This is a genomic window from Candidatus Didemnitutus sp. (genome assembly GCA_019634575.1).
Taxonomy (GTDB): Bacteria; Verrucomicrobiota; Verrucomicrobiia; order Opitutales; family Opitutaceae; genus Didemnitutus.
In genome coordinates this window covers 2982448-3000314 of sequence record JAHCAY010000001.1, presented here as the reverse complement: position 1 = coordinate 3000314, position 17867 = coordinate 2982448, and the positions used below count along the sequence as shown (strand labels likewise).

At 66.4% G+C, this 17867-nt stretch carries 16 protein-coding genes and 1 tRNA gene; 6 read left to right on the top strand and 11 right to left on the bottom strand.

Translation table 11 applies throughout. The features are described from left to right. Nucleotides 1-91 precede the first annotated feature (91 nt). Nucleotides 92-574: a DUF3387 domain-containing protein gene (locus tag KF715_12645; protein MBX3737537.1), complete on the top strand. Its 483-nt coding sequence runs from the start codon at nucleotides 92-94 to the stop codon at nucleotides 572-574. 179 nt (nucleotides 575-753) lie between these two features. Here KF715_12645 and KF715_12640 read toward each other — a convergent pair. Beyond that, a tRNA-Glu gene (locus KF715_12640) sits at nucleotides 754-831 on the bottom strand. Between the two features lie 188 nt (nucleotides 832-1019). Between KF715_12640 and KF715_12635 the strand changes: the two genes are divergently transcribed. Both KF715_12635 and KF715_12630 read left to right on the top strand, forming a co-directional pair. Next, complete coding sequence (locus tag KF715_12635) at nucleotides 1020-2096, top strand: hydroxyacid dehydrogenase (protein MBX3737536.1); 1077 nt, start codon at nucleotides 1020-1022, stop codon at nucleotides 2094-2096. After that, complete coding sequence (locus KF715_12630; GenBank protein MBX3737535.1) at nucleotides 2093-3118, top strand: SDR family oxidoreductase; 1026 nt, start codon at nucleotides 2093-2095, stop codon at nucleotides 3116-3118. The genes KF715_12635 and KF715_12630 overlap by 4 nt, the downstream gene beginning before the upstream one ends. A 19-nt stretch (nucleotides 3119-3137) precedes the next feature. Here KF715_12630 and KF715_12625 read toward each other — a convergent pair whose 3' ends face one another. The 3 genes from KF715_12625 to KF715_12615 form a co-directional block, all read right to left on the bottom strand. After that, on the bottom strand, nucleotides 3138-3722 hold the full coding sequence (locus KF715_12625) for a PAS domain-containing protein (protein MBX3737534.1): 585 nt from the start codon (nucleotides 3720-3722) through the stop codon (nucleotides 3138-3140). A gap of 103 nt (nucleotides 3723-3825) precedes the next feature. Continuing rightward, nucleotides 3826-6192 (bottom strand): nitric-oxide reductase large subunit, encoded by a 2367-nt coding sequence (locus KF715_12620; GenBank protein ID MBX3737533.1) that lies wholly within the window; start codon nucleotides 6190-6192, stop codon nucleotides 3826-3828. A 126-nt stretch (nucleotides 6193-6318) separates the two neighbouring features. Continuing rightward, a complete protein-coding gene (locus KF715_12615) occupies nucleotides 6319-7059 on the bottom strand; it encodes a hypothetical protein (protein MBX3737532.1) in 741 nt (246 codons plus the stop codon). A 240-nt stretch (nucleotides 7060-7299) separates the two neighbouring features. Between KF715_12615 and KF715_12610 the strand changes: the two genes are divergently transcribed. After that, on the top strand, nucleotides 7300-7875 hold the full coding sequence (locus KF715_12610) for a hypothetical protein (protein ID MBX3737531.1): 576 nt from the start codon (nucleotides 7300-7302) through the stop codon (nucleotides 7873-7875). An 89-nt stretch (nucleotides 7876-7964) separates the two neighbouring features. Here the strand turns inward: KF715_12610 and KF715_12605 are convergent, their stop codons facing one another. Continuing rightward, nucleotides 7965-8774, bottom strand: a complete 810-nt coding sequence (locus KF715_12605) for a PEP-CTERM sorting domain-containing protein (protein MBX3737530.1) — start codon at nucleotides 8772-8774, stop codon at nucleotides 7965-7967. Between the two features lie 117 nt (nucleotides 8775-8891). After that, nucleotides 8892-10319 (bottom strand): class I SAM-dependent RNA methyltransferase, encoded by a 1428-nt coding sequence (locus tag KF715_12600; GenBank protein ID MBX3737529.1) that lies wholly within the window; start codon nucleotides 10317-10319, stop codon nucleotides 8892-8894. A 67-nt stretch (nucleotides 10320-10386) separates the two neighbouring features. Here KF715_12600 and KF715_12595 point away from each other — a divergent pair, with 67 nt between their 5' ends. Continuing rightward, nucleotides 10387-11196, top strand: coding sequence for an RNA methyltransferase (locus KF715_12595; protein ID MBX3737528.1), 810 nt, complete (start codon nucleotides 10387-10389; stop codon nucleotides 11194-11196). Here KF715_12595 and KF715_12590 read toward each other — a convergent pair. The 5 genes from KF715_12590 to KF715_12570 all read right to left on the bottom strand — a co-directional run bounded on the left by KF715_12590 (nucleotide 11193) and on the right by KF715_12570 (nucleotide 16964). Then, nucleotides 11193-12290 carry an NAD-dependent epimerase/dehydratase family protein gene (locus KF715_12590; protein ID MBX3737527.1) on the bottom strand — a complete coding sequence of 366 codons (1098 nt, stop codon included), beginning with the start codon at nucleotides 12288-12290 and terminating at the stop codon, nucleotides 11193-11195. The two genes, KF715_12595 and KF715_12590, sit on opposite strands and share 4 nt — an antisense overlap. A gap of 142 nt (nucleotides 12291-12432) precedes the next feature. Then, the gene (locus KF715_12585; GenBank protein MBX3737526.1) at nucleotides 12433-14136 is read right to left on the bottom strand and encodes an AMP-binding protein; all 1704 of its coding nucleotides are present in this window, start codon (nucleotides 14134-14136) and stop codon (nucleotides 12433-12435) included. Nucleotides 14137-14238: 102 nt separating this feature from the next. Then, nucleotides 14239-15351, bottom strand: coding sequence for an HRDC domain-containing protein (locus KF715_12580; protein MBX3737525.1), 1113 nt, complete (start codon nucleotides 15349-15351; stop codon nucleotides 14239-14241). A 12-nt stretch (nucleotides 15352-15363) separates the two neighbouring features. Further along, nucleotides 15364-16173: a histone deacetylase gene (locus KF715_12575; protein ID MBX3737524.1), complete on the bottom strand. Its 810-nt coding sequence runs from the start codon at nucleotides 16171-16173 to the stop codon at nucleotides 15364-15366. 89 nt (nucleotides 16174-16262) lie between these two features. Then, a complete protein-coding gene (locus tag KF715_12570) occupies nucleotides 16263-16964 on the bottom strand; it encodes a glycerophosphodiester phosphodiesterase (GenBank protein ID MBX3737523.1) in 702 nt (233 codons plus the stop codon). 155 nt (nucleotides 16965-17119) lie between these two features. On the opposite strand from KF715_12570, the gene queC reads away from it, so the two are divergent. Further along, the gene (gene queC, locus KF715_12565) at nucleotides 17120-17866 is read left to right on the top strand and encodes a 7-cyano-7-deazaguanine synthase QueC (protein MBX3737522.1); all 747 of its coding nucleotides are present in this window, start codon (nucleotides 17120-17122) and stop codon (nucleotides 17864-17866) included. Nucleotide 17867 lies beyond the last annotated feature (1 nt).

Sequence of the window (17867 nt, the reverse complement as noted above, 5' to 3'; positions counted from 1 at the left end):
TAAGCATGCCCCCTCGAAGAGGAGATGCGCAAGACTTTGGTGGTGATTGCGCGCGCAAAAAGACCATCCGCGTCGCCCCATTAGATGCTGAATGGCTCCCCTCGATTTTCAGGAGCAGTTCGAGTCACTGATCGCCGCGTATAACTCTGGCAGTAAGAACATCGAGGACCTCCTCAATGAACTGTTGGCCTTTAGTCGAACGCTGACGCAGGAAGAGACGCGGCATGTCCGGGAGGAAGAGGAGCTGCCTATTTTTGACATTCTGACTCGACCAGGGCCGGAACTCAGCACGTCTGAGCGCAACGCAGTGAAGAAGGTCGCGTCACATCTGCTCGAACGGTTGAAGAAGATCCAGCGAGCGTCAACTAGGCCACACCTCAGATACGAGGCTGGTTCCCGCACCGAGGTCCACGAGTTGGTGGGTGATACCGTGAACCCGAAAAGAAGCCGACCAACGAGGATGTCGCATGCCTCGTTGAATCCCTTCGGGACTCCGTTGACGTTCGCAGTTTTTTCGAACCGTGAGCGCGATTTCGGCCATGCGGAGGAGCTCGGCAATACATTTGAAGCCTGAAGCACCGGCTTGGTGATCGGTGCCGCCCGATAAGCACCCCCTCCCCTCGGCGTCATTAATTTCATTCCGCGTCAGTCCTGAATCTATAGGAAGATTATTGGAAAAACTAATGATTGGAGCCTTATATGACCCAAAGCAAATGCCGCTAACTCGTTTGAGATAGCGGCATTGCGGTAGATTGGCGTCCCCACGGGGATTCGAACCCCGGTTCTCACCGTGAAAGGGTGGTGTCCTGGACCGGGCTAGACGATGGGGACGTAGCTCGGATTTGCGTTGGGCAAAAAACGGAAGGGCGAAAGTAGGACCCGCCCCCCCTCGCGCAAGGATTTTCTCGCATCGGCGCCGCGCGCCGCCCAACCCCGCCCGCCGCTCACCCCAAAACGATTGGCCGCCTGCATCTTACTCGCAAAAACGCGCGGACTGCGGGATAGAGCTGTGCGTTCGCATGTCCTCCCTCCTCTCCTCTCCGGACGGCGTCATTCTGCTCGATCCCCATCCGCGCAAGATCGAGCGCATCTTCGACGAACCGACGAAACGCCGGCTCGAACGCCTCGGCCGCGTCCTCTGGCACGACGGGTCGCCCGCCAGCGCCGAACACATCGAAAAACACCTGCCGGACACCATCGCCCTCATCGGTCAATCGCCCTTGGACAAGGCGCGCCTCGACCGCGCGCCGCGGTTGCGCGCCGTCTTCAACGTCGAGAGCAACTTCCTGCCGAACGTCGACTACGCCGAATGCCACCGCCGCGGCATCCCCGTGCTCTCCACCGCGCCGGTCTACGCCCGCCCCGTCGCCGAGATGGCGCTCGGCATGGCCATCTCGCTCGCCCGCCGCATGCACGAGGCCGATGCCGCCTTGCGCGCCGGCCGGGAGTTCAAGGGCGACAACCACGACTCCTTCCTCCTCCACGGAAAACCCCTCGCGCTCGTCGGCTTCGGCAATCTCGGGCGCGCCCTGCTGCCGCTGCTGCGCCCGTTCTCCCGCGAAATCCTGATTCACGATCCGTGGATACATCCCGCCGTGCTGCGCGAAATGGACGTCCTCCCCGCCACGCTCGACGAGTGTTTCGCCCGCGCCCGCGTCGTCTTTCTCCTCGCCGCCAACACGGCCGAAAACACCGGCCAGATCGGCGCGCGCCACTTCGCGAGCATGTCGCCGGGCAGCGTCGTCATCCTCGCCAGCCGCGCCGCCCTCGTGAACTTCCCCGAGCTGCTCGCCGCCGCCCGCAGCGGACACATCCGCGCCGGCATCGACGTCTGGCCCGAGGAACCGATCCCGCGGGACGAGCCTGGCCGCACCACGCCCAACACACTGCTGCAAGCGCATCGCTGCGGCAGCGTGCCCGAGATCCAGACGCTCATCGGCCAGCTCGTCGTCGACGATCTCGAGAGCATTCTCTCCGGCCTCCCGCCCCAACGCTGCCAACGCGCCACGCTCGAGACGGTCGGCCGCCTGCGCAGCATCCCCGTCGGCGCCTGGTCCCTCAGCGACACGTCGCGCCCGCCCTCCCGTTCCCCATGAAAATCCTCTTCGTCGGCGGCTCCGGCATCATCAGCCGCGCCGTCGCCCAACTCACCCTCGCCGCCGGCCACGAGCTCTGGCTGCTCAACCGCGGACGCCACGCCCCGGTCGCCGGCACGCGCACCCTCGTCGCCGACATCGCCGATCCCGCCGCGACTCGCGCCGCGCTCGAAGGCCACACCTGGGACGTCGTCGTGCAATGGATCGCCTTCCACGCCGCCGATGTCCGCCGCGACATCGAACTTTTCCGCGACCGCACGCGCCAGTATTTCTTCATCAGCTCCGCCAGCGTCTATCAAAAGCCGCTCGCGCACTACCTCATCACCGAATCCACCCCGCGCGCCAACCCGCACTGGGATTACTCGCGCAACAAGATCGCCGCCGAAGAGGAACTGGAAAAAGCCCACCAAGCCTTCGGCTTCCCCGGCGTGATCATCCGCCCCTCGCTCACCTACGGCGACGACCAGATTCCGCTCGTGCTGAACTCCTGGCAATTTCCCTGGACCGCCATCGATCGCCTCCGCCGCGGCGCACCCGCCATCATCCCCGGCGACGGCACCTCGCTCTGGACGATCACGCACAACACCGATTTCGCCGCCGGACTCGTCGGCCTCTTTGGCAACCCCGCGACGCTCGGCCACGCCTTCCACATCACGTCCGACGAGGCGCTGACGTGGAACCAGATCTTCCGCCTCACCGCCGAAGCCGCCGGCGTGACGCAGCCGAAGTTCCTCCACATCCCGTCGGACTTCATCATCTCGTGCGTCCCCGCTGTCGAAGGCACGCTGCTCGGCGACAAGGCCGTCTCCGCCATCTTCGACAACACCAAGATCAGGCGCTTCGTCCCCGGCTTCGCCGCCCGCACGCCGTTCACCCAAGGCATCCGCCGCACCCTCGCGTGGTTCGGAGCCGATGCGACGCGCCAACAGATCGATGCGGAGATGAACGGGCGCTGGGACCGTCTCACCGCCGCCTACGAGACCGCGCTCGCCGACGCGCGCACGCGTTTCCTCGCCGGCTGAGCGCCCTGCACGGACCGCGCTACGCCAGCTTCCGCTCGCGCGCGACGAACCACCGCGGCGTCCCCGCCTCGTCGAGGAACGGGCTCATCCGCACCGCCACGCGGTAGCGCGAGCCGTCCTTGTGATAGTTCACCAGCTCCACGTTGCAGCCGACGCCCGCGCGTTGCGCCCCGCGGAGCCGGCCGACCGCCGCACGATCGGTCTCCGCGCCCTGGAGCAACGCCCCCGGCTTGCGCCCGCGCAGCTCGTCGAGCGTGTAGCCGCACAACGCCGTGAACGCATCGTTCACCCACTCGACGCGCCCCGCCGGATCGGTCACCACGAACGCCTCGCGCTCGCGCTGCTGCGGCCAGGAATCCACCGCAGCCAGGATGCGCGCCTTCAACTCGATCGGCAGCGTCCCGTCGCTGCGCCGCGGCCACGGCGTCAACGCACTCGCGGCCTCCTGCAGCGCCGACACATGCGCGCCGAGCTCCGCGTCGAACGCAACGATGACCTCAAAGCTCTCGCGCTCCGCTGCACTCATCGTGCCGGAGACGAACTGGGCCGCGCGATCCTGGAAAAACTCCGAGAGCACGCGCCCATCGAACACAGGCCGGCCCACGCCAGTCAAAACCGGATTGCCCGTCCCCGCGCCCGACGCCGGCCCAAAGCGCAGCCGTGCGCCGATTCCGGACGCACGGCTGGAAATCACACCCGCGGCAAACTCAGCGCTGCGCCGTCTCGCACGGCTCCACATCCTGCGCTGCGTCCATCTCGGCGGCCGGCGCCACGGCGCCGCGCTTCGACCAACCCGTCCACAGACCGCAGACAAACCACCCGAGCGCCAGCGCGCCGATGCCGAAGATCACGTCGCCCGGCGTGCGCCACCAGCGCAGCGTCGCCATGAACGGCTGCGCGAGAAATTCCGCCGAACGCGCATACCACGTCCCGTGATCGATGCTCGCGATGGTTTGCAGGACGCCGATCGGCAACAGCGAGAGCACCACCATGAGGACGAGGCCGGCGTTGAACGACCAATAGGCCACGTTCAGCGCGCGCTCGTTCCACTGCGGACGCAGGTCGGCGAGCCGCAGCGTGAACAGCATCAGCCCGATGCCGAGCATGCCGTAGACGCCGAAGAGCGCCGTGTGACCGTGCACGGCCGTCGTATTGAGGCCCTGCATGTAATAGAGCGCGATCGGCGGATTGATGAGGAAACCGAAGACGCCCGCGCCCACGAGATTCCAGAACGCGACCGCGACGAAGAACTTCACCGGCCAGCGAAACGTCGCGAGCCACGCGCGACCCTGCAGGAGCTTCATGTTCTCCGCCGCCTCGAGGCCCACGAGCGTGAGCGGCACGACTTCGAGCGCGCTGAACACCGCGCCGAGCGCCAGCACACTGAGCGGCGTGCCCGTGAAATAGAGGTGATGCATCGTGCCGATGATGCCGCCGAAGAGGAAGATCGTGCACGAACCGATGACCGCCGCCGTCGCACTCGCGAGCCGCAACAGGCCGAGACGGGTAAACAAGAATGTGATCACGACCGTCGCGAAGACCTCGAAGAAACCCTCGACCCAGAGGTGCACGACCCACCAGCGCCAGTATTCCGTGATCGCGAGGTGCGTGCGCTGGCCCCACATCAGGCCCGCGCCGTAGAACAAGCCGATGGCGCCCGACGCGACGAGGAACAGCACCAGCAGGTGGCGGTTCGGGCCGGGATTGCGCAGCGCCGGCGCGATGGAGCGCACGACGAGTCCGAGCCACAGGAACAAACCGACAAACAGGAACAGCTGCCAGAAGCGGCCGAGGTCCACGTATTCCAGACCTTGGTGGCCGAACCAGAAATTCGCCGCGAGACCGAGGCGCTGCCGCGTCGCATACCAAGTGCCGAAGAGTGTGCCGACGACGATCACAAGCAGGCAGCCGAAGAGGAAGTTCACGCCGAGGCGCTGGAACTTCGGCTCGTAGCCGGACACCGCCGGTCCGATGAACAGGCCCGTCGCCAGCCACGCCGTCGCGATCCAGAAGATGCCGATCTGCGTGTGCCAGGTGCGCGTCACCGAGTAAGGCAGCCACTCCGCCAGCGGGATGCCGTAGAAGCCCTTGCCCTCGACGCCATAGTGCGCCGTCACCGCGCCGAGCACGACCTGCACGACGATCAGCGCCGCCACGACCCAGAAGTATTTCAGCGTCGCCCGCATCGAAGGCGTGAGCACGAGGCCGGCAAACGGATTCGTCGCGGGCGCCTGCGGCGGCTCCTCTTCGTGCGCGCGGGCGCGATACCAGACGAGCGCACCGATGCCGGCGAGTAGAAGCACGAAACTCACGAGCGACCACATCACCATCGAGCCCGTGGCGCGGTTGCCCACGAGCGGTTCATACGGCCAGTTGCTGGTATAAGTCAGGTCGACGTCGCCGGCCTTGAGGCCGGGGCGCGAAGTGCTGCACGACCACGCCGCCCAGAAAAAGAAATGGTTCATCAGCTCCTGCCGTGCCGGATCCTTGATCGTGTCCGTCGCGATCGCGTAAGCCTCGCGCAGTCCCGCCGGCGACTTGCCCGCGTCGGCGAGCCAGCGCACATCGTCGGGAAACGCCTCGGCGCGACCGAAGATCGCGCCGTAATAACGCCCGAGCGCCGCGACGGCCGTCGTGCGCTCCGGCGAAAGCGTCAGCGTGCGCGTGGCCTCGTCGTAGTCGTTGCGGCGAATCTCCGTCTGCACCCAGCGCTGGATCGCCGCCTGCTGTTCGCTCGTCACCTCGGCATACCCGCGCCCGAGCGTCGCGCGCGCCCGCTGTTCCATCATGAACAACGCCTCGCGGTGCACGTAATCCGCCGACCAGTCCGGCGCCACGTAGGAGCCGTGACCCCAGACGCTGCCCAACTGCTGGCCGCCGATGGATTGCCAGACGCTCTGGCCGTCCTGGATTTGCTCGCCGGTCATGAGCACGCGCCCGCTCGCGTCGACGACGCGTTCCGGGACCGGCGGCTTGTGCTGCCAAATTTGCACGCCGTAATATCCGAGCACGGCGAGCGAACCGAGGGTGACGGTCGCGAACGCGAGCCACAGTTTGAAGTAGTTTGGTTTCATGCGGGGAGCCGGCCGCGTTCCCGAGTGGGACCGTCCGCCGTGCCGCCAAACTACCGCAACGCGCCGCGCGTGGCCTTGAGCTGCGTCAAGAGCCCCGCGAATTGCTACAAGCCGCGAGAGCCCCGCTCAGCGCTGATAATGAGGCTTTCGCAGTCCGAGCTGGATGTCCCACTCTACAAGCAGTTGCTGCGCGAAATCCTCGGCTGCTTCCCGGATATTCTCGGCGATGAAAGCCGCATCGCTCGCGAGCCCCTCAGCCGGTCGCGCTTGCGATGCAACGCCCGAAATCACACCTGACCAGAGAATCTCACCGTCCGCCGTAGTCAGAGTGGCTCGACCCGTAAGACGCACGCGAAGAAGGATGTCATCCTCGCTCTTGGAGAGCGGCGATTTCTGAAATCCGTAGCGCACTATCTCCGTGCTGATGCGCGCCCTGCCTCGATCGCTGACCCGGGAGCCGAAAAACTCGTGTTTTGCCAGCGCGCTACGCAGCGCTTCTCCGAGTTGAGTCGTCGGCACCTGAGCGAGAGCCTCAGCGAGGGCGGGAAACGTGTGCCCGTCTTTGGACTCGAATTTCTTTTGTTGTTTGGACGTCACCGAGGCGTCGATCGCCGATCCAATCAACGCGGGAAGCAGGCCGCCACCGGTGAACTGCGGAATACCCTGCGCCATGCCGGGCGAGTCGGTCGCGTCCGGTTTCTGATATGTGCCGGCTGGTGCGCTTGGCGGTTCCACCGCAATCGAAGCCAGCTTGGCTTTCTGCCCTTCGCTCCAAGTCGTCGCGCAACCGGAGAACACCGTCGCGGCGACACTCAGGGCAAGGCAACCCAGAAGCCGTTGGAGAAAGGGCGAACGCACAGGAGTCATTTTCAATGGAGTTGCGGAGGCCGGCCCAAGCCTCCGCTCCAGAATTCCCGGAGCACCTGTGGTGAAAAGCCAAATTCCGCACTTCGTCCGATTACGCTGCGCGTCGTGTGTGCGGCATCCGTTCCCGGTCGGAACGGGGTTGATCTCGATTTCAAGTCTTCGCAATTTTCTCCGATTGTCCGCCGCCTTTGGGCCAAGCCGGCTGGGCCTGTTGCTACCATCGTATCACCACCCAATCCCATGCTCATTCGTCGTTCCTGTCTGCTCATCGTCCTCGGCAGCGCGCTTTCGCTGCTCATCAGTGGTTGCTCCACATTCGGAGAGGCCAAAGAAATCGATCCCGCCACCGGCCGGATCAAGACCGAATCGGTCTACGGCTCGATCAAGGCCTCGGTGGTGAAAAGCGAGAAGGTGCCGGTGCAAAACTACCGGCGGCTGATCCTCACGCTCGGCGGGAAGTTCTTCAAGGACCAGACGGTCAAGTTCGGCTATTTCGAGAAGGTGGTGAACCGCGAGGACATGGAGCAGCTGCTCATCAAGGAGGGCAAAAGCGAGATCGTGAGCGATGTGACAAACCTCCTGTCGTGGAAGAAAATCGCTGACAACTACCAGCCCTTCCTCGTTCTGCGCCCACAGGTGCGTGAGGAGGGACGCACCAGCTACGCCCAGCTGAAGGTGATCCGGGCAGACACCGCCGCCGAGGTATTCGTTGCCGAGGTGAAGATGGATTTCATGTGGAAGGGCGTGAACGACGACACCGTGTTCTACCCGCTCTACAACGCGTTCATCGACTGGGTGAACGAAAACAAGTCCTGAGCGCGCGTCCCCGCTCGAAAAGTTCAGGCGCCGGAGTGAACCGGCGCCTTCAACTTTAACGGCCTGACGATCACGCGGGGATCGGGGCGTTAGCGCATAGGTGCGTTGTTGTCTGCGCGGCGCCGCCACAGGGCGGTGAGCAGCGCAAGGGTTCCACAAAGTGCGGCAGCGGTCGACGGCTCGGGCACCGCCACGGTGGTGCTGAAATTGTCAGCGGTCATGACTCCGTCGCCGAATGCGCTGCTCGGCATCCCGTTCGCGACATTGCTTGCCATCAGGCGCAACCCGAAATTGTCGCTGCTGGTGAGCCCCCATGCCGTGGCGGTATTCACCGTCGTGAGCGTGGTGAAATTATCCGTGCCGGTCACCCCATCCGTATCGTAGCTGAGCGTCAGAAGGTGCGTCGTGGCATCAAAGGAAAAGAGGAACGTGATCATCGCCGCATTGGCGGAAGACTGGTCGGTGGTCCCCGCCGCGCCATTGATATAGGGAGTGCCGAGGATTGTTCGAAACGGGTCCTGCTGGTAGGAATGCACCACCTGTCCTGAGAGGTAGTCGTCGGGCGAGGGATTCGTCAGGGCGGCCGCGATGAACGTCCAGCGCGTGATCTGGCCCGCCACCATCGTCGCACCCGTGCCGAGATCGACCCGTGCCGACCAGTTTGCGGCAGCCGAGAGGGACGCCGTCCAATCGCGCTGCGCCGATGCCGTATTGCCTGTGGAAAGTGCCCCGCTGGTGAAATTCAGCACGCCGCCACTGATTGTGAACGCTCCGCCTCCCGTTGTCACATCCGCCTCCCACAGGCCGGAATTCCCGGAAAAGCTGTCCGTGACGGTTGATTGGGCCGACAGGACCAAGGGCCAGGCGATCAGGGGCAGCAAGGCGCTCAGCAATTTCATGCGCTCATCATAGCCTCATGCGAGGTCGCGTGCTCCGCGCAACTTGCCATGAAATTCCGACGCGCAATGAATGCGCAGTGCACCCGGGACCATCCGCGCTCCCGCGCCGGTGCCTTCTCAACCGGCGCGCCGGCGCAGCGTGATCACGCACTCGAGGTGGCGTGTCTGCGGGAACAAGTCGAATGGCTGCACCGCCGTCAGCTCGTAGCCGGCGGCGAGGAAGCTCTTCAGGTCGCGCATCTGCGTCGCCGGGTCGCACGAGACGTAGACGACCGCGCGCGGACCGAACGTGAACAGCTGCGCGAGGAACGATTCGTCGCACCCCTTGCGCGGCGGGTCGATCACCACGGCGGTGTCGGCCGGTGCGAAGCCCGCGTCGAGTCCGGCGAAGATCGTCGCGGCGTCGCCAGCGGAGAAAGTCGCGTTGGCGATGCCGTTGGCCGCAGCGTTCTCGCGGGCGAACTTCACCGAGGTCTCGCTCACTTCCACGCCCGCCACCCGCTCGAACGCCGGCGCGCAACTCAGCGCGAACAGTCCGCTGCCGCAGTAGGCGTCGACGAGGAAGCGCGCCCCGCTCGCTCGCGCCTGCTCGCGCACATAGCCGGTGAACGCCGGCAGGATGAACGGGTTGTTCTGGAAGAAATCGCGCGCGAGAAAGTGCAGCCGCAGCGGCGCCCCCGAGGCCTTGTAACCTATTAGGTTACAATCCTCCCTCGCGTCCGCTCTAGCTACCTCCTGCTTGTAACCTAATAGGTTACAATCTCCCGGGGCGACAACTTCGTGAATCACCGCGTCGTAGTCGGTGATCACGCCTTCCTGCGCGTGGCGGAGGAGCAGCGTGGCGTCGCGCTTGAACTCGCCCGCCGCGAGCCGCTGGTGCGTGCGCGCGCGGACTTCGGGGAGTTTCGCGTTGATCTCGGGCGTGGCGATGGGGCACGCCGGCACGTCAACGAGCTCGAAGCGCGTGCCCTGCTTGAGAAAACCGATAGGCGTCTCGAGTGCGGGCGAGGCGACGTGATCGCCGGCCGCTCCTGCCACACCGGCACCGGGCTGACCCGGCGTTCCGCGCTCCGCGCTCCGCATTCCGCGCACTTGAAAATGCGGCGTGATCTTCGAGCGGTAGCCGAACTCGCGCGGCGAACCGATGACCGGCGCGACGGGAAATTCGACGTCCGCCATGTGCCGGAGCAGCTCCTCGACCTGTCGGCGCTTCCAAACCAGCTGTTCGGCGTAGGTCAGATGCTGATATTGGCAGCCGCCGCAGCGACCGAAGAGCTCGCAGCGCGGTGCGATGCGGTGCGGCGACGGCGTGAGCACCTCGAGCAGATCGGCCTCGGAGAAATTCTTATGGTTGCGGTAGACGCGGGCCTTCACGCGCTCGCCCGGCAGGGTGAAGGGCACCATCACGACCCAGCGCCCGCCCTCGCGCTCGACGCGCCCAAGGCCGACGCCGAGGTTGGTGAGCGTGGAGATCTCCAGCTCGATCTCGGTGCGATACGGGAAGGGATGGTCGTTGAACTTCTTCTTTTTGCCCACGGCACACACAGAACACACGGAATGGGCCGGTAAAAGGAAATTGCTGGGGCTCTTTTCCGTGTGTTCCGTGTGTGCCGTGGGCCCTTTCGTCGAAAAAATCACCAGCCTCCAGAATCCGCGCGTGAAACAGCTCGTGCGCCTGCGCGAGCGGCGCGCGCGCGACGAAGCGGGTCTGTTTCTCGTCGAGGGCTACCGGGAGGTGCGCCGCGCGCTCGAGAAGGGCGTGAAGCTCAAGGAGCTCTATTTCGCGCCCGACTGGTTTCTGGGCGAAAATGAGCCCGCACTGATCGAACAGGCGCAGCAGGCCGGCGCGCAGCTCTTCGAGTTGTCGAAGGACTCCTTCGCCAAGTGTGCCTATCGCGAACGTCCGGATGGCTTGCTCGCCGTCGCCCCGCAGTGGAAACGCTCGCTCGACGACCTGCCGCTCGGCACCACGCCGTTCCTGCTCGTCTGCGAATCGATCGAGAAGCCCGGCAATCTCGGCACCATCCTGCGCAGCGCCGACGCGGCGGGTTGCGATGCACTCATCCTGTGCGATGCGGTGACCGACCTTTTCAATCCGAACGTCGTGCGCGCCTCCACCGGCGTGCTATTCTCCGTGCCGGTCGTCGTCGCCGACTCCGCGACGGTGCACGCGTGGCTGAAGGCGAAGGGCATTCGCACTGCCGCCACCACGCCGCACACCGAAAATCTCTACACGCAGACCGACCTGCGCGGCCCGCTCGCCGTCGTCATGGGCAGCGAGCAATACGGCCTGAGCGAGTTCTGGATGAAGGGCGCCGATGTGCTCGTGCGCATCCCGATGGCCGGTCAGGCCGACTCGCTCAACGTCGCCATGGCGACCATCATTACACTCTTCGAAGCCGTGCGGCAGCGGGACGCCTAGAACGCGTTCCCCGCGCGGTAGTGCGCGATGAGCTCCGCCGTGCCGGCGCTCATTGTCATGCGCGGGGCGTAGCCGAGGTCGCGGCGCGCGGCGTCGATCTTGAACCAGTGGTCCGTCGCCAGCTCCTTGACCACGAAGCGCGTCGTGGGCGGCTCGCCTTGCAACGGCAGCACGCGCCAGAGGAATTCCAGCACGCCGGCGGCGCGGTAGGCGGTCGCGAGCGAGATGTGTTTTATCACGGGCGGCTCGCCGAGTCCGCGGAGGAGCTCGTTGATCCAGTCCCAGAGCACGATCGGTTCGCCGTTGGTGACGAAATAGGCTTTGCCGCGCGGGTCGCGCGCCGTAGCGGCAGCAGAGGGATTGTAACCTATTAGGTTACAATCGTCGTGGGTCCGCTCGGAGTCGGGGGATGGAATGTAACCTAATAGGTTACAATGGGCGAGGGCGTGCTCGGCGAGGAGGTGGGCGTCGACGACGTTGGCGATGTGGGTGCAATCGACGAGATTGCGGCCGGGGCCGATGATCTTCAGGCGGCCGGAGCGGGCGAGTTTCAGCACGCGCGGGATGATGTTCTTGTCGCCCGGCCCCCAGACGAGATGCGGGCGGAGCGAGACGGTCGCGAACGTCGCGTCGTTGGCGGCGGAGACGAGGCGCTCGGCGGCGGCCTTGCTCGTGGGATAGGCGCACGGCGCGTGCGTGCAGAGCGGCGCGGTCTCGTCGACGCCGGCGAGATCGCCGCCGTTGAAGACGACGCTCGGCGAACTCGTGTAGACGAGGCGCGGCACACGCGCGGCGCGGCACGCCGCGATCACGTGCCGCGTGCCCTCGACGTTGACGCGGAAAAAATCGGCGTCCGGCCCCCAGACGCCGACGCGGCCGGCGACATGGAAAACCGTGCCGGCGCCCTCCATGCCGCGTGCGAGTGCGGCGGTGTCGTCGAGGTCGCCGCGGACGACACGCGCGCCGAGTTGCTCGAGGTCCGGCAACGGACGGCGGGCGAGCACGCGCACTTCACGGCCGGCGGCGAGAAGACGCTCGGCGATTTTGCCGCCGATGAAGCCGCTCGCACCGGTGATGAAGACCGCGTCGGTCATGGCGCGGAAGCGGTCAACCGAATCGCCTCACCCGGCTTTGCCGAGCTCGCGATGACCGAAACGGAGATGATTGTCCGCTGCTCGCCGCGAGGGCGCAGCAAGACTGCGCCCCTACGACTAAAGCGGCGGCTTGGAGGGCGGATCATCGTTTCAACGACTCGAGCGACACGTCGCGCTTGTCGAGTTCGTAGCCGGTCGTGTGTTCCGCCCACTTGGTGAGCGTGAGGCGGTGGATTTTGGCGTTATGCCGCACGTCGACCGGGAAACCGGGGTGCAGGAACGCGAGCCGGATGCGGTCCGTTTGCGGGCGTCCGACTCCGAGCGCGCGCAGCTCGCGCACGAGCTTCCGGCGCAGCGACGGCGTGGCGACGATTTCGCGCGAAGTCGGCTCCGCGACGATGGCCGGGCGCTGTTCGCCGCGCGGGCCGAGACCGACGAGGGCGGTGCGCCGAACGTCGGGATGCTGGTTGAAGATCGGTTCGACTTGATCGGGGAACAGTGTGCCGTCGCGCATCTCGACCCGCTCGGCCTTGCGGCCGACGAACCAGAGGCGGCCCTTCGTGTCGATGTAGCCGGCGTCGCCCATACGGTGCCAGACGGCGGCGGCGGAGCCGAGCGGAGAGTCGGCGATCTTGGCGGCGGCGGTGGCCTCCGGGAGGGCGTCGTAGAGTTTGGTGACGACCGGGCCGCGCACGATGATCTCGCCGATTTCGCCGGGTGGGAGTTCGCGGGCCTCGGAGAAAGTGGCGAGCGGGGCGTCGGTGAGAGCGATGATCTTCGCTTCGACCTCGGGCACTGGGCGACCGACGCACGTGCCGGCGCCGGCGAGCGAGGCGACACTGGTTTCGCCCAGCACTTCGGCGGCGGCGATCGACGCGATGGGCAACGACTCGGTGGCGCCGTAGGGGCTGTGGGCTGAACCGTTCGACAGGAGTGCCTGCACATCGGCGAACAGTCCGGGCGGCACGGGCGCGCCGGCCATGAGGACGCGCTTCATGGTCGGAAGCGTGACGCCCTGCTCCTTCGCGTGCGCGGCGATCTTGCGCCAGAGCGTCGGCGAGCCGAAGGAGTTCGTCACTTTTTCCTGCTGGATCGCCTGGATGATCTTCGCGGGGTCGACGGTCGCGGGGCGCGACGGATCGATCTCGGGCACGACGGTGGTCATGCCGAGCGCAGGGTTGAAGAGCGCGAAGATCGGCAGCATCGGCAGGTCGACTTCGCCCGGTTGAATGTCGTAGGTGGCGCGCACGAGCCGCACCTGCGCGTCGAACATGCCGTGTTCGTAGCAAACGCCTTTCGGCGCACCGGTGGAGCCGGAGGTGAACAGCACCGCCGCCAGATCGGCGGCATCGCTGCTCACCATTTCCGATTTGGGATTCTGGATTTCGGATTTCGGCGCGCGCGCGGTCGCGGAACCGCTGACCCAGACGCGCACTTCGATGGATGAAAACGCGGCGCGGTGGAGGTAGCTGAAGAACTGCGCGAGCGGGATGCCGAGCAACAAGCGCGGACGCGAGCGGGCGACGCAGGCGAGGAAACTCTCCTTGCCCATGCCGGGATCGATGATGACCGGCACGGCGCCGAGCTTGAAGAGCGCAAAGGCCGCGGCGATGAGCGGCAGGCCTTGGCGCACCATCACGAGCACGCGGTCGCCGCGGCGCACGCCTTTGGCCGCGAGGTGCGCGACCCAGGCGTCGACTTCCGCGTCGAGTTCGCGGAAGGAGAGCGCGAGGTAATCGATGCGGCCGTCGCGCGTGCGGCCGCGCGGGATCTTGACGGCGGGATGATCGGGCTGTCGCGCCGCCATCAGCGGCAGGTGGCGGGCAATGTTGGCGGAGTCGGTCATCGGATGCGCGACGCGCGGCTAGCTTCCGCATCGCGGCGCGCCCGGAGGTCGCGCCCTACCCGCGCTGCCGCGCGAGAATACAGTCGGCGGTGCATGATTGGCTCAGCCTTTCCACGCAGGCTCGCCTTTCAGGAGCTGAGCCTGCCAGGGAAGGAGCACGGCGTCGATCGTCGCGGGACTGCGCGCGACCTGCACGAGCTGCGAGCGGGTGGCGATCATCGTGGGATCGAGATTGAGGCTTTGGGCGAGGCGGTCGCGGTCGGCCTTGATCTTGTCCTGGCGCGACAGTTCCTCGGGCGTGAGTGGCGCGAATTCGCGGCGGCGCTCGCGGCGCGGGAGCGAACGCGGATCGGTGGCGAAGCCGTGACGCACGGCCTCGGCGAGGCTCGGGAAAAGACGGTCGTGGCGGCGGCCGAGGTGGACCTCGAGCGCCTTGGCGACCGGCGCGCCGTCATCGGCGGCGCGGGCAATGCGCATGAGCATTTCGTTGCCGGTGACCTTGAAGGGCGGCGTGTCGAGCTTCTCGGCCCAGCGTTCGCGCCAGTGCCAGACTTGGTAGAGGACGGCGAGGCCGCGGCCGCCGAGTTTCTCGGAGCCGCCGACGCGCCAGGAATTTTCGTCCGGGCCGGCGAAGCCTTCGCCGGCGACGTCAATCTGCCACTGGCATTTCTGCTTCTGCCACTCGACGCGGCCGAGCGCGGCGAGTTGCTCGGTGAGTTTGTCGCGCAGGCCGAACAGGAAGTGCACGTCCATCGCGGCGTAATCGAGCATGTCGCGATCGAGGGGGCGTTGCGACCAGTTCGCCTTCTGGTGATCCTTGTCGAGCTTGATGCCGAAGTGCTGTTCGAGGAGCGCGGCGAGGCCGAAGCGCGGGATGTTGAGCAGCTGCGCGGCGAACATGGTGTCGAAGAGGCTGCGCGGCCGGAAATCGCAGAGCCCGCGCAGCAGGCGCAGGTCGTAATCGCTGCCGTGCATCACGAGGTGCTTGGTGGCGAGGCGTTGCCAGAGCGGCTCTAGCGGCAGATCGGCGAGCAAGTCGACGAGGAAGATCTCGCCGCCGGCGAGGATCTGCAGCAGGCAGACCTTGGTGCGGTAGCGGAAGAGGTTGTCCGCTTCGGTATCGAGGGCGATTTCGTCGACGCGATCGAGCGCGGCGTAGAGCGGCTCGAATTGGTCGGCTTTATCGAGGAGTCGGTAATGCGGTATCGTATGCACGCGGCGAAATTTTCACTGGTTCCAGGCGGTGAGGAACGCGTCGATGAGTTGCGGGAGTTGGTCGCTGTAGCCGCCCTCGAGCACGGCGGCGGCGGGCAGTCCGCTTTGGCGGAGCCAGCGGCCGAGCTCGGCGAAGTCGTCGAGTGCGAGCGTCATCTCGGTGATCGGGTCGCCCTCGAAGGCGTCGAAGCCGGCGGAGACGAGCACGAGGTCGGGCTTGAAGGCCTGCACCGCCTCCCACGAGCGGGCGAGTTCGCCGAGGTGGAATTCGCGGGGCGTGTGCGGTTTCACGGGGAAATTGCGGCAATTCACCGTCGAGCGCGTGCCGGTGCCGGGATAGCCGGGAATCTGGTGCACCGAGGCGAAGAAGACGCCGGGTTTGCCCTCGAGGATGTCCTCGGTGCCGTTGCCATGATGCGCGTCGAAATCCCAGACCGCCACGCGGACGCCGCGGTTGGCCTGGGCCTCGAGCGCGGCGACGGCGACCTGGTTGAGGTAACAAAAACCCATCGCCTGGTTGCGCGTGCAGTGATGGCCGGGCGGGCGCATCAGCGCGAAGGCGCGCTGGCCCGCGAGCGCAGCGGCGGTGGCGTCGAGCGCGGCCGCTACGGAACGGCGGGCGTGTTGCGCGATGCCGGGAAAGTGCGGCGTGTCCTCGTCGATGTCCGCCGGCTCCTCGATGCGTTTGAGAAGGGCCGCCGTGTGGGCGCGCAGGAGGACGGCGTCGTCAAATTGCCCCGGCACCCGCCACTCCCAATCGGGGTGCGCGTTCTGAAGATGCGGGACGGTGCGAGCGATGCGCGCGGGCTGTTCCGGCCGCATGTGCGAGCCATAGCCAACGCAAGATGAGTCGTGAAAGAGAATCATGAACTGTGTCCGCCTACGGACGGAAGGAAGGCCGCAGAAAAAGCCTAAACCGCCGCGCGCAGCAAGGCCGGATTGTCGCCGAGGAGGCCGCCCACACCCCACCCCGCCAACTGGCGGGCGACGTGCGCCTCGTTCACCGTCCACGACCACACGCCAAAGCCCCGGGAAGTTATCCCGCGCACCCACGCCGCGGAGCAAATCGCCCGGTGATTCACGCTCAGGCCGGCAGCGTCGCAGGCCGCGAGCTGGCGCACGAGCGCGGCAGGCGCGGCGCGTCCTTCCGAGATCAACATGCGCGGGATGGCCGGAGCGAGGCGCCGCGCGTCCCGGACGAGGGCGGCGGAAAACGAAGCGAGGATCACGGCGTCGGAGGCGCGCGCGGCCTGCACGGCGCGCACGACGGGCGCGACCGGCACACCGGCCTTGAGCTCGATCTGCACGACGCAACGGCCCCGGGTCAGGCGCAGGACGTCGACGAGGCGCGGGATCGGCTCCACGCCGCGCACGCGCAGCGGACGCAGCTCGCGCCATGTGCGCGATGCGATGCGCCCGCGCACGCCGGTGAGGCGGCGCAGGTCGGCGTCGTGGAAGACCACCGGCACGCCGTCGCGGGTGACGTGCACGTCGAGCTCGATGCCGTCGACCCGCAGTGCCAGCGCGCGCCGGAAGGCGGCGAGAGTGTTCTCCGGCCGCTCGGCGGAGGCGCCGCGATGGGCGATGATCAGGGGGCGAGAGGAAAGGGCCACAAAAAGCACAGAAGGCGCAAAGGTGACCCATGGCAACGAGGCGCTGGCGCGGCGGCGAGTCTCGGCGCGGAGCGGAGTCCGCGCCCTACCCGTTTCCCTCGCTCCTGTGCAGTTTGTTTTTGAGCTTTCCGCGCTTTTTGTGGCCAACTGCTGCCATGAAAGTCGTCGTGCTCTGCTCCGGCGGGATGGATTCCGTGACCGCGCTCCATTGGGCGCGGCGCGAGCACGACGTGCGCGCGGTGCTGAGTTTCGACTACGGCTCGAAGCACAACGCCTCCGAGTTGCCGTTCGCGGCGGCGCACGCGCGGGCGCTCGGCGTGCGGCACGTGGTGGTGCCGCTGGCGTTTATCGGCGAGCATTTCACGTCGGACTTGCTGCAGAGCGGCGGCGAGATTCCCGAGGGACATTACGCGGCCGACAACATGAAGCGCACCGTCGTGCCGTTCCGCAACGGCATCATGCTCGCGGTCGCCGGCGGTTTTGCCGAGAGCGCCGAGGCGACCGGCCTCGTGATCGCCGCGCACACGGGCGACCACACGATCTATCCGGATTGCCGCGAGGATTTCATGCGCGCGATGGGCGATGCGCTGCGGCTCGGCACCTATGCGGGCATCGAGTTGCTGCGACCGTTCATCGCCTTGACGAAGGGCCAGATCGCCGCCGAGGGCGCGCGCCTCGGCGTGGATTTCGCGCAGACGTGGTCGTGCTACAAGGGCGGCGCCGTGCACTGCGGCAAATGCGGCACATGCGTCGAGCGCCGCGAGGCGTTCCAGCAAGCCGGGCTGGTCGATCCGACTGTTTACGAGGCCACGCCGCCGCTGCCGAGCGCTCCGCGCAGCGTTCAGCCGTCAGCTGACAGCGATCAGCCAAACAAAAACAGCCAACCGAAAGCGGACAGCTGAA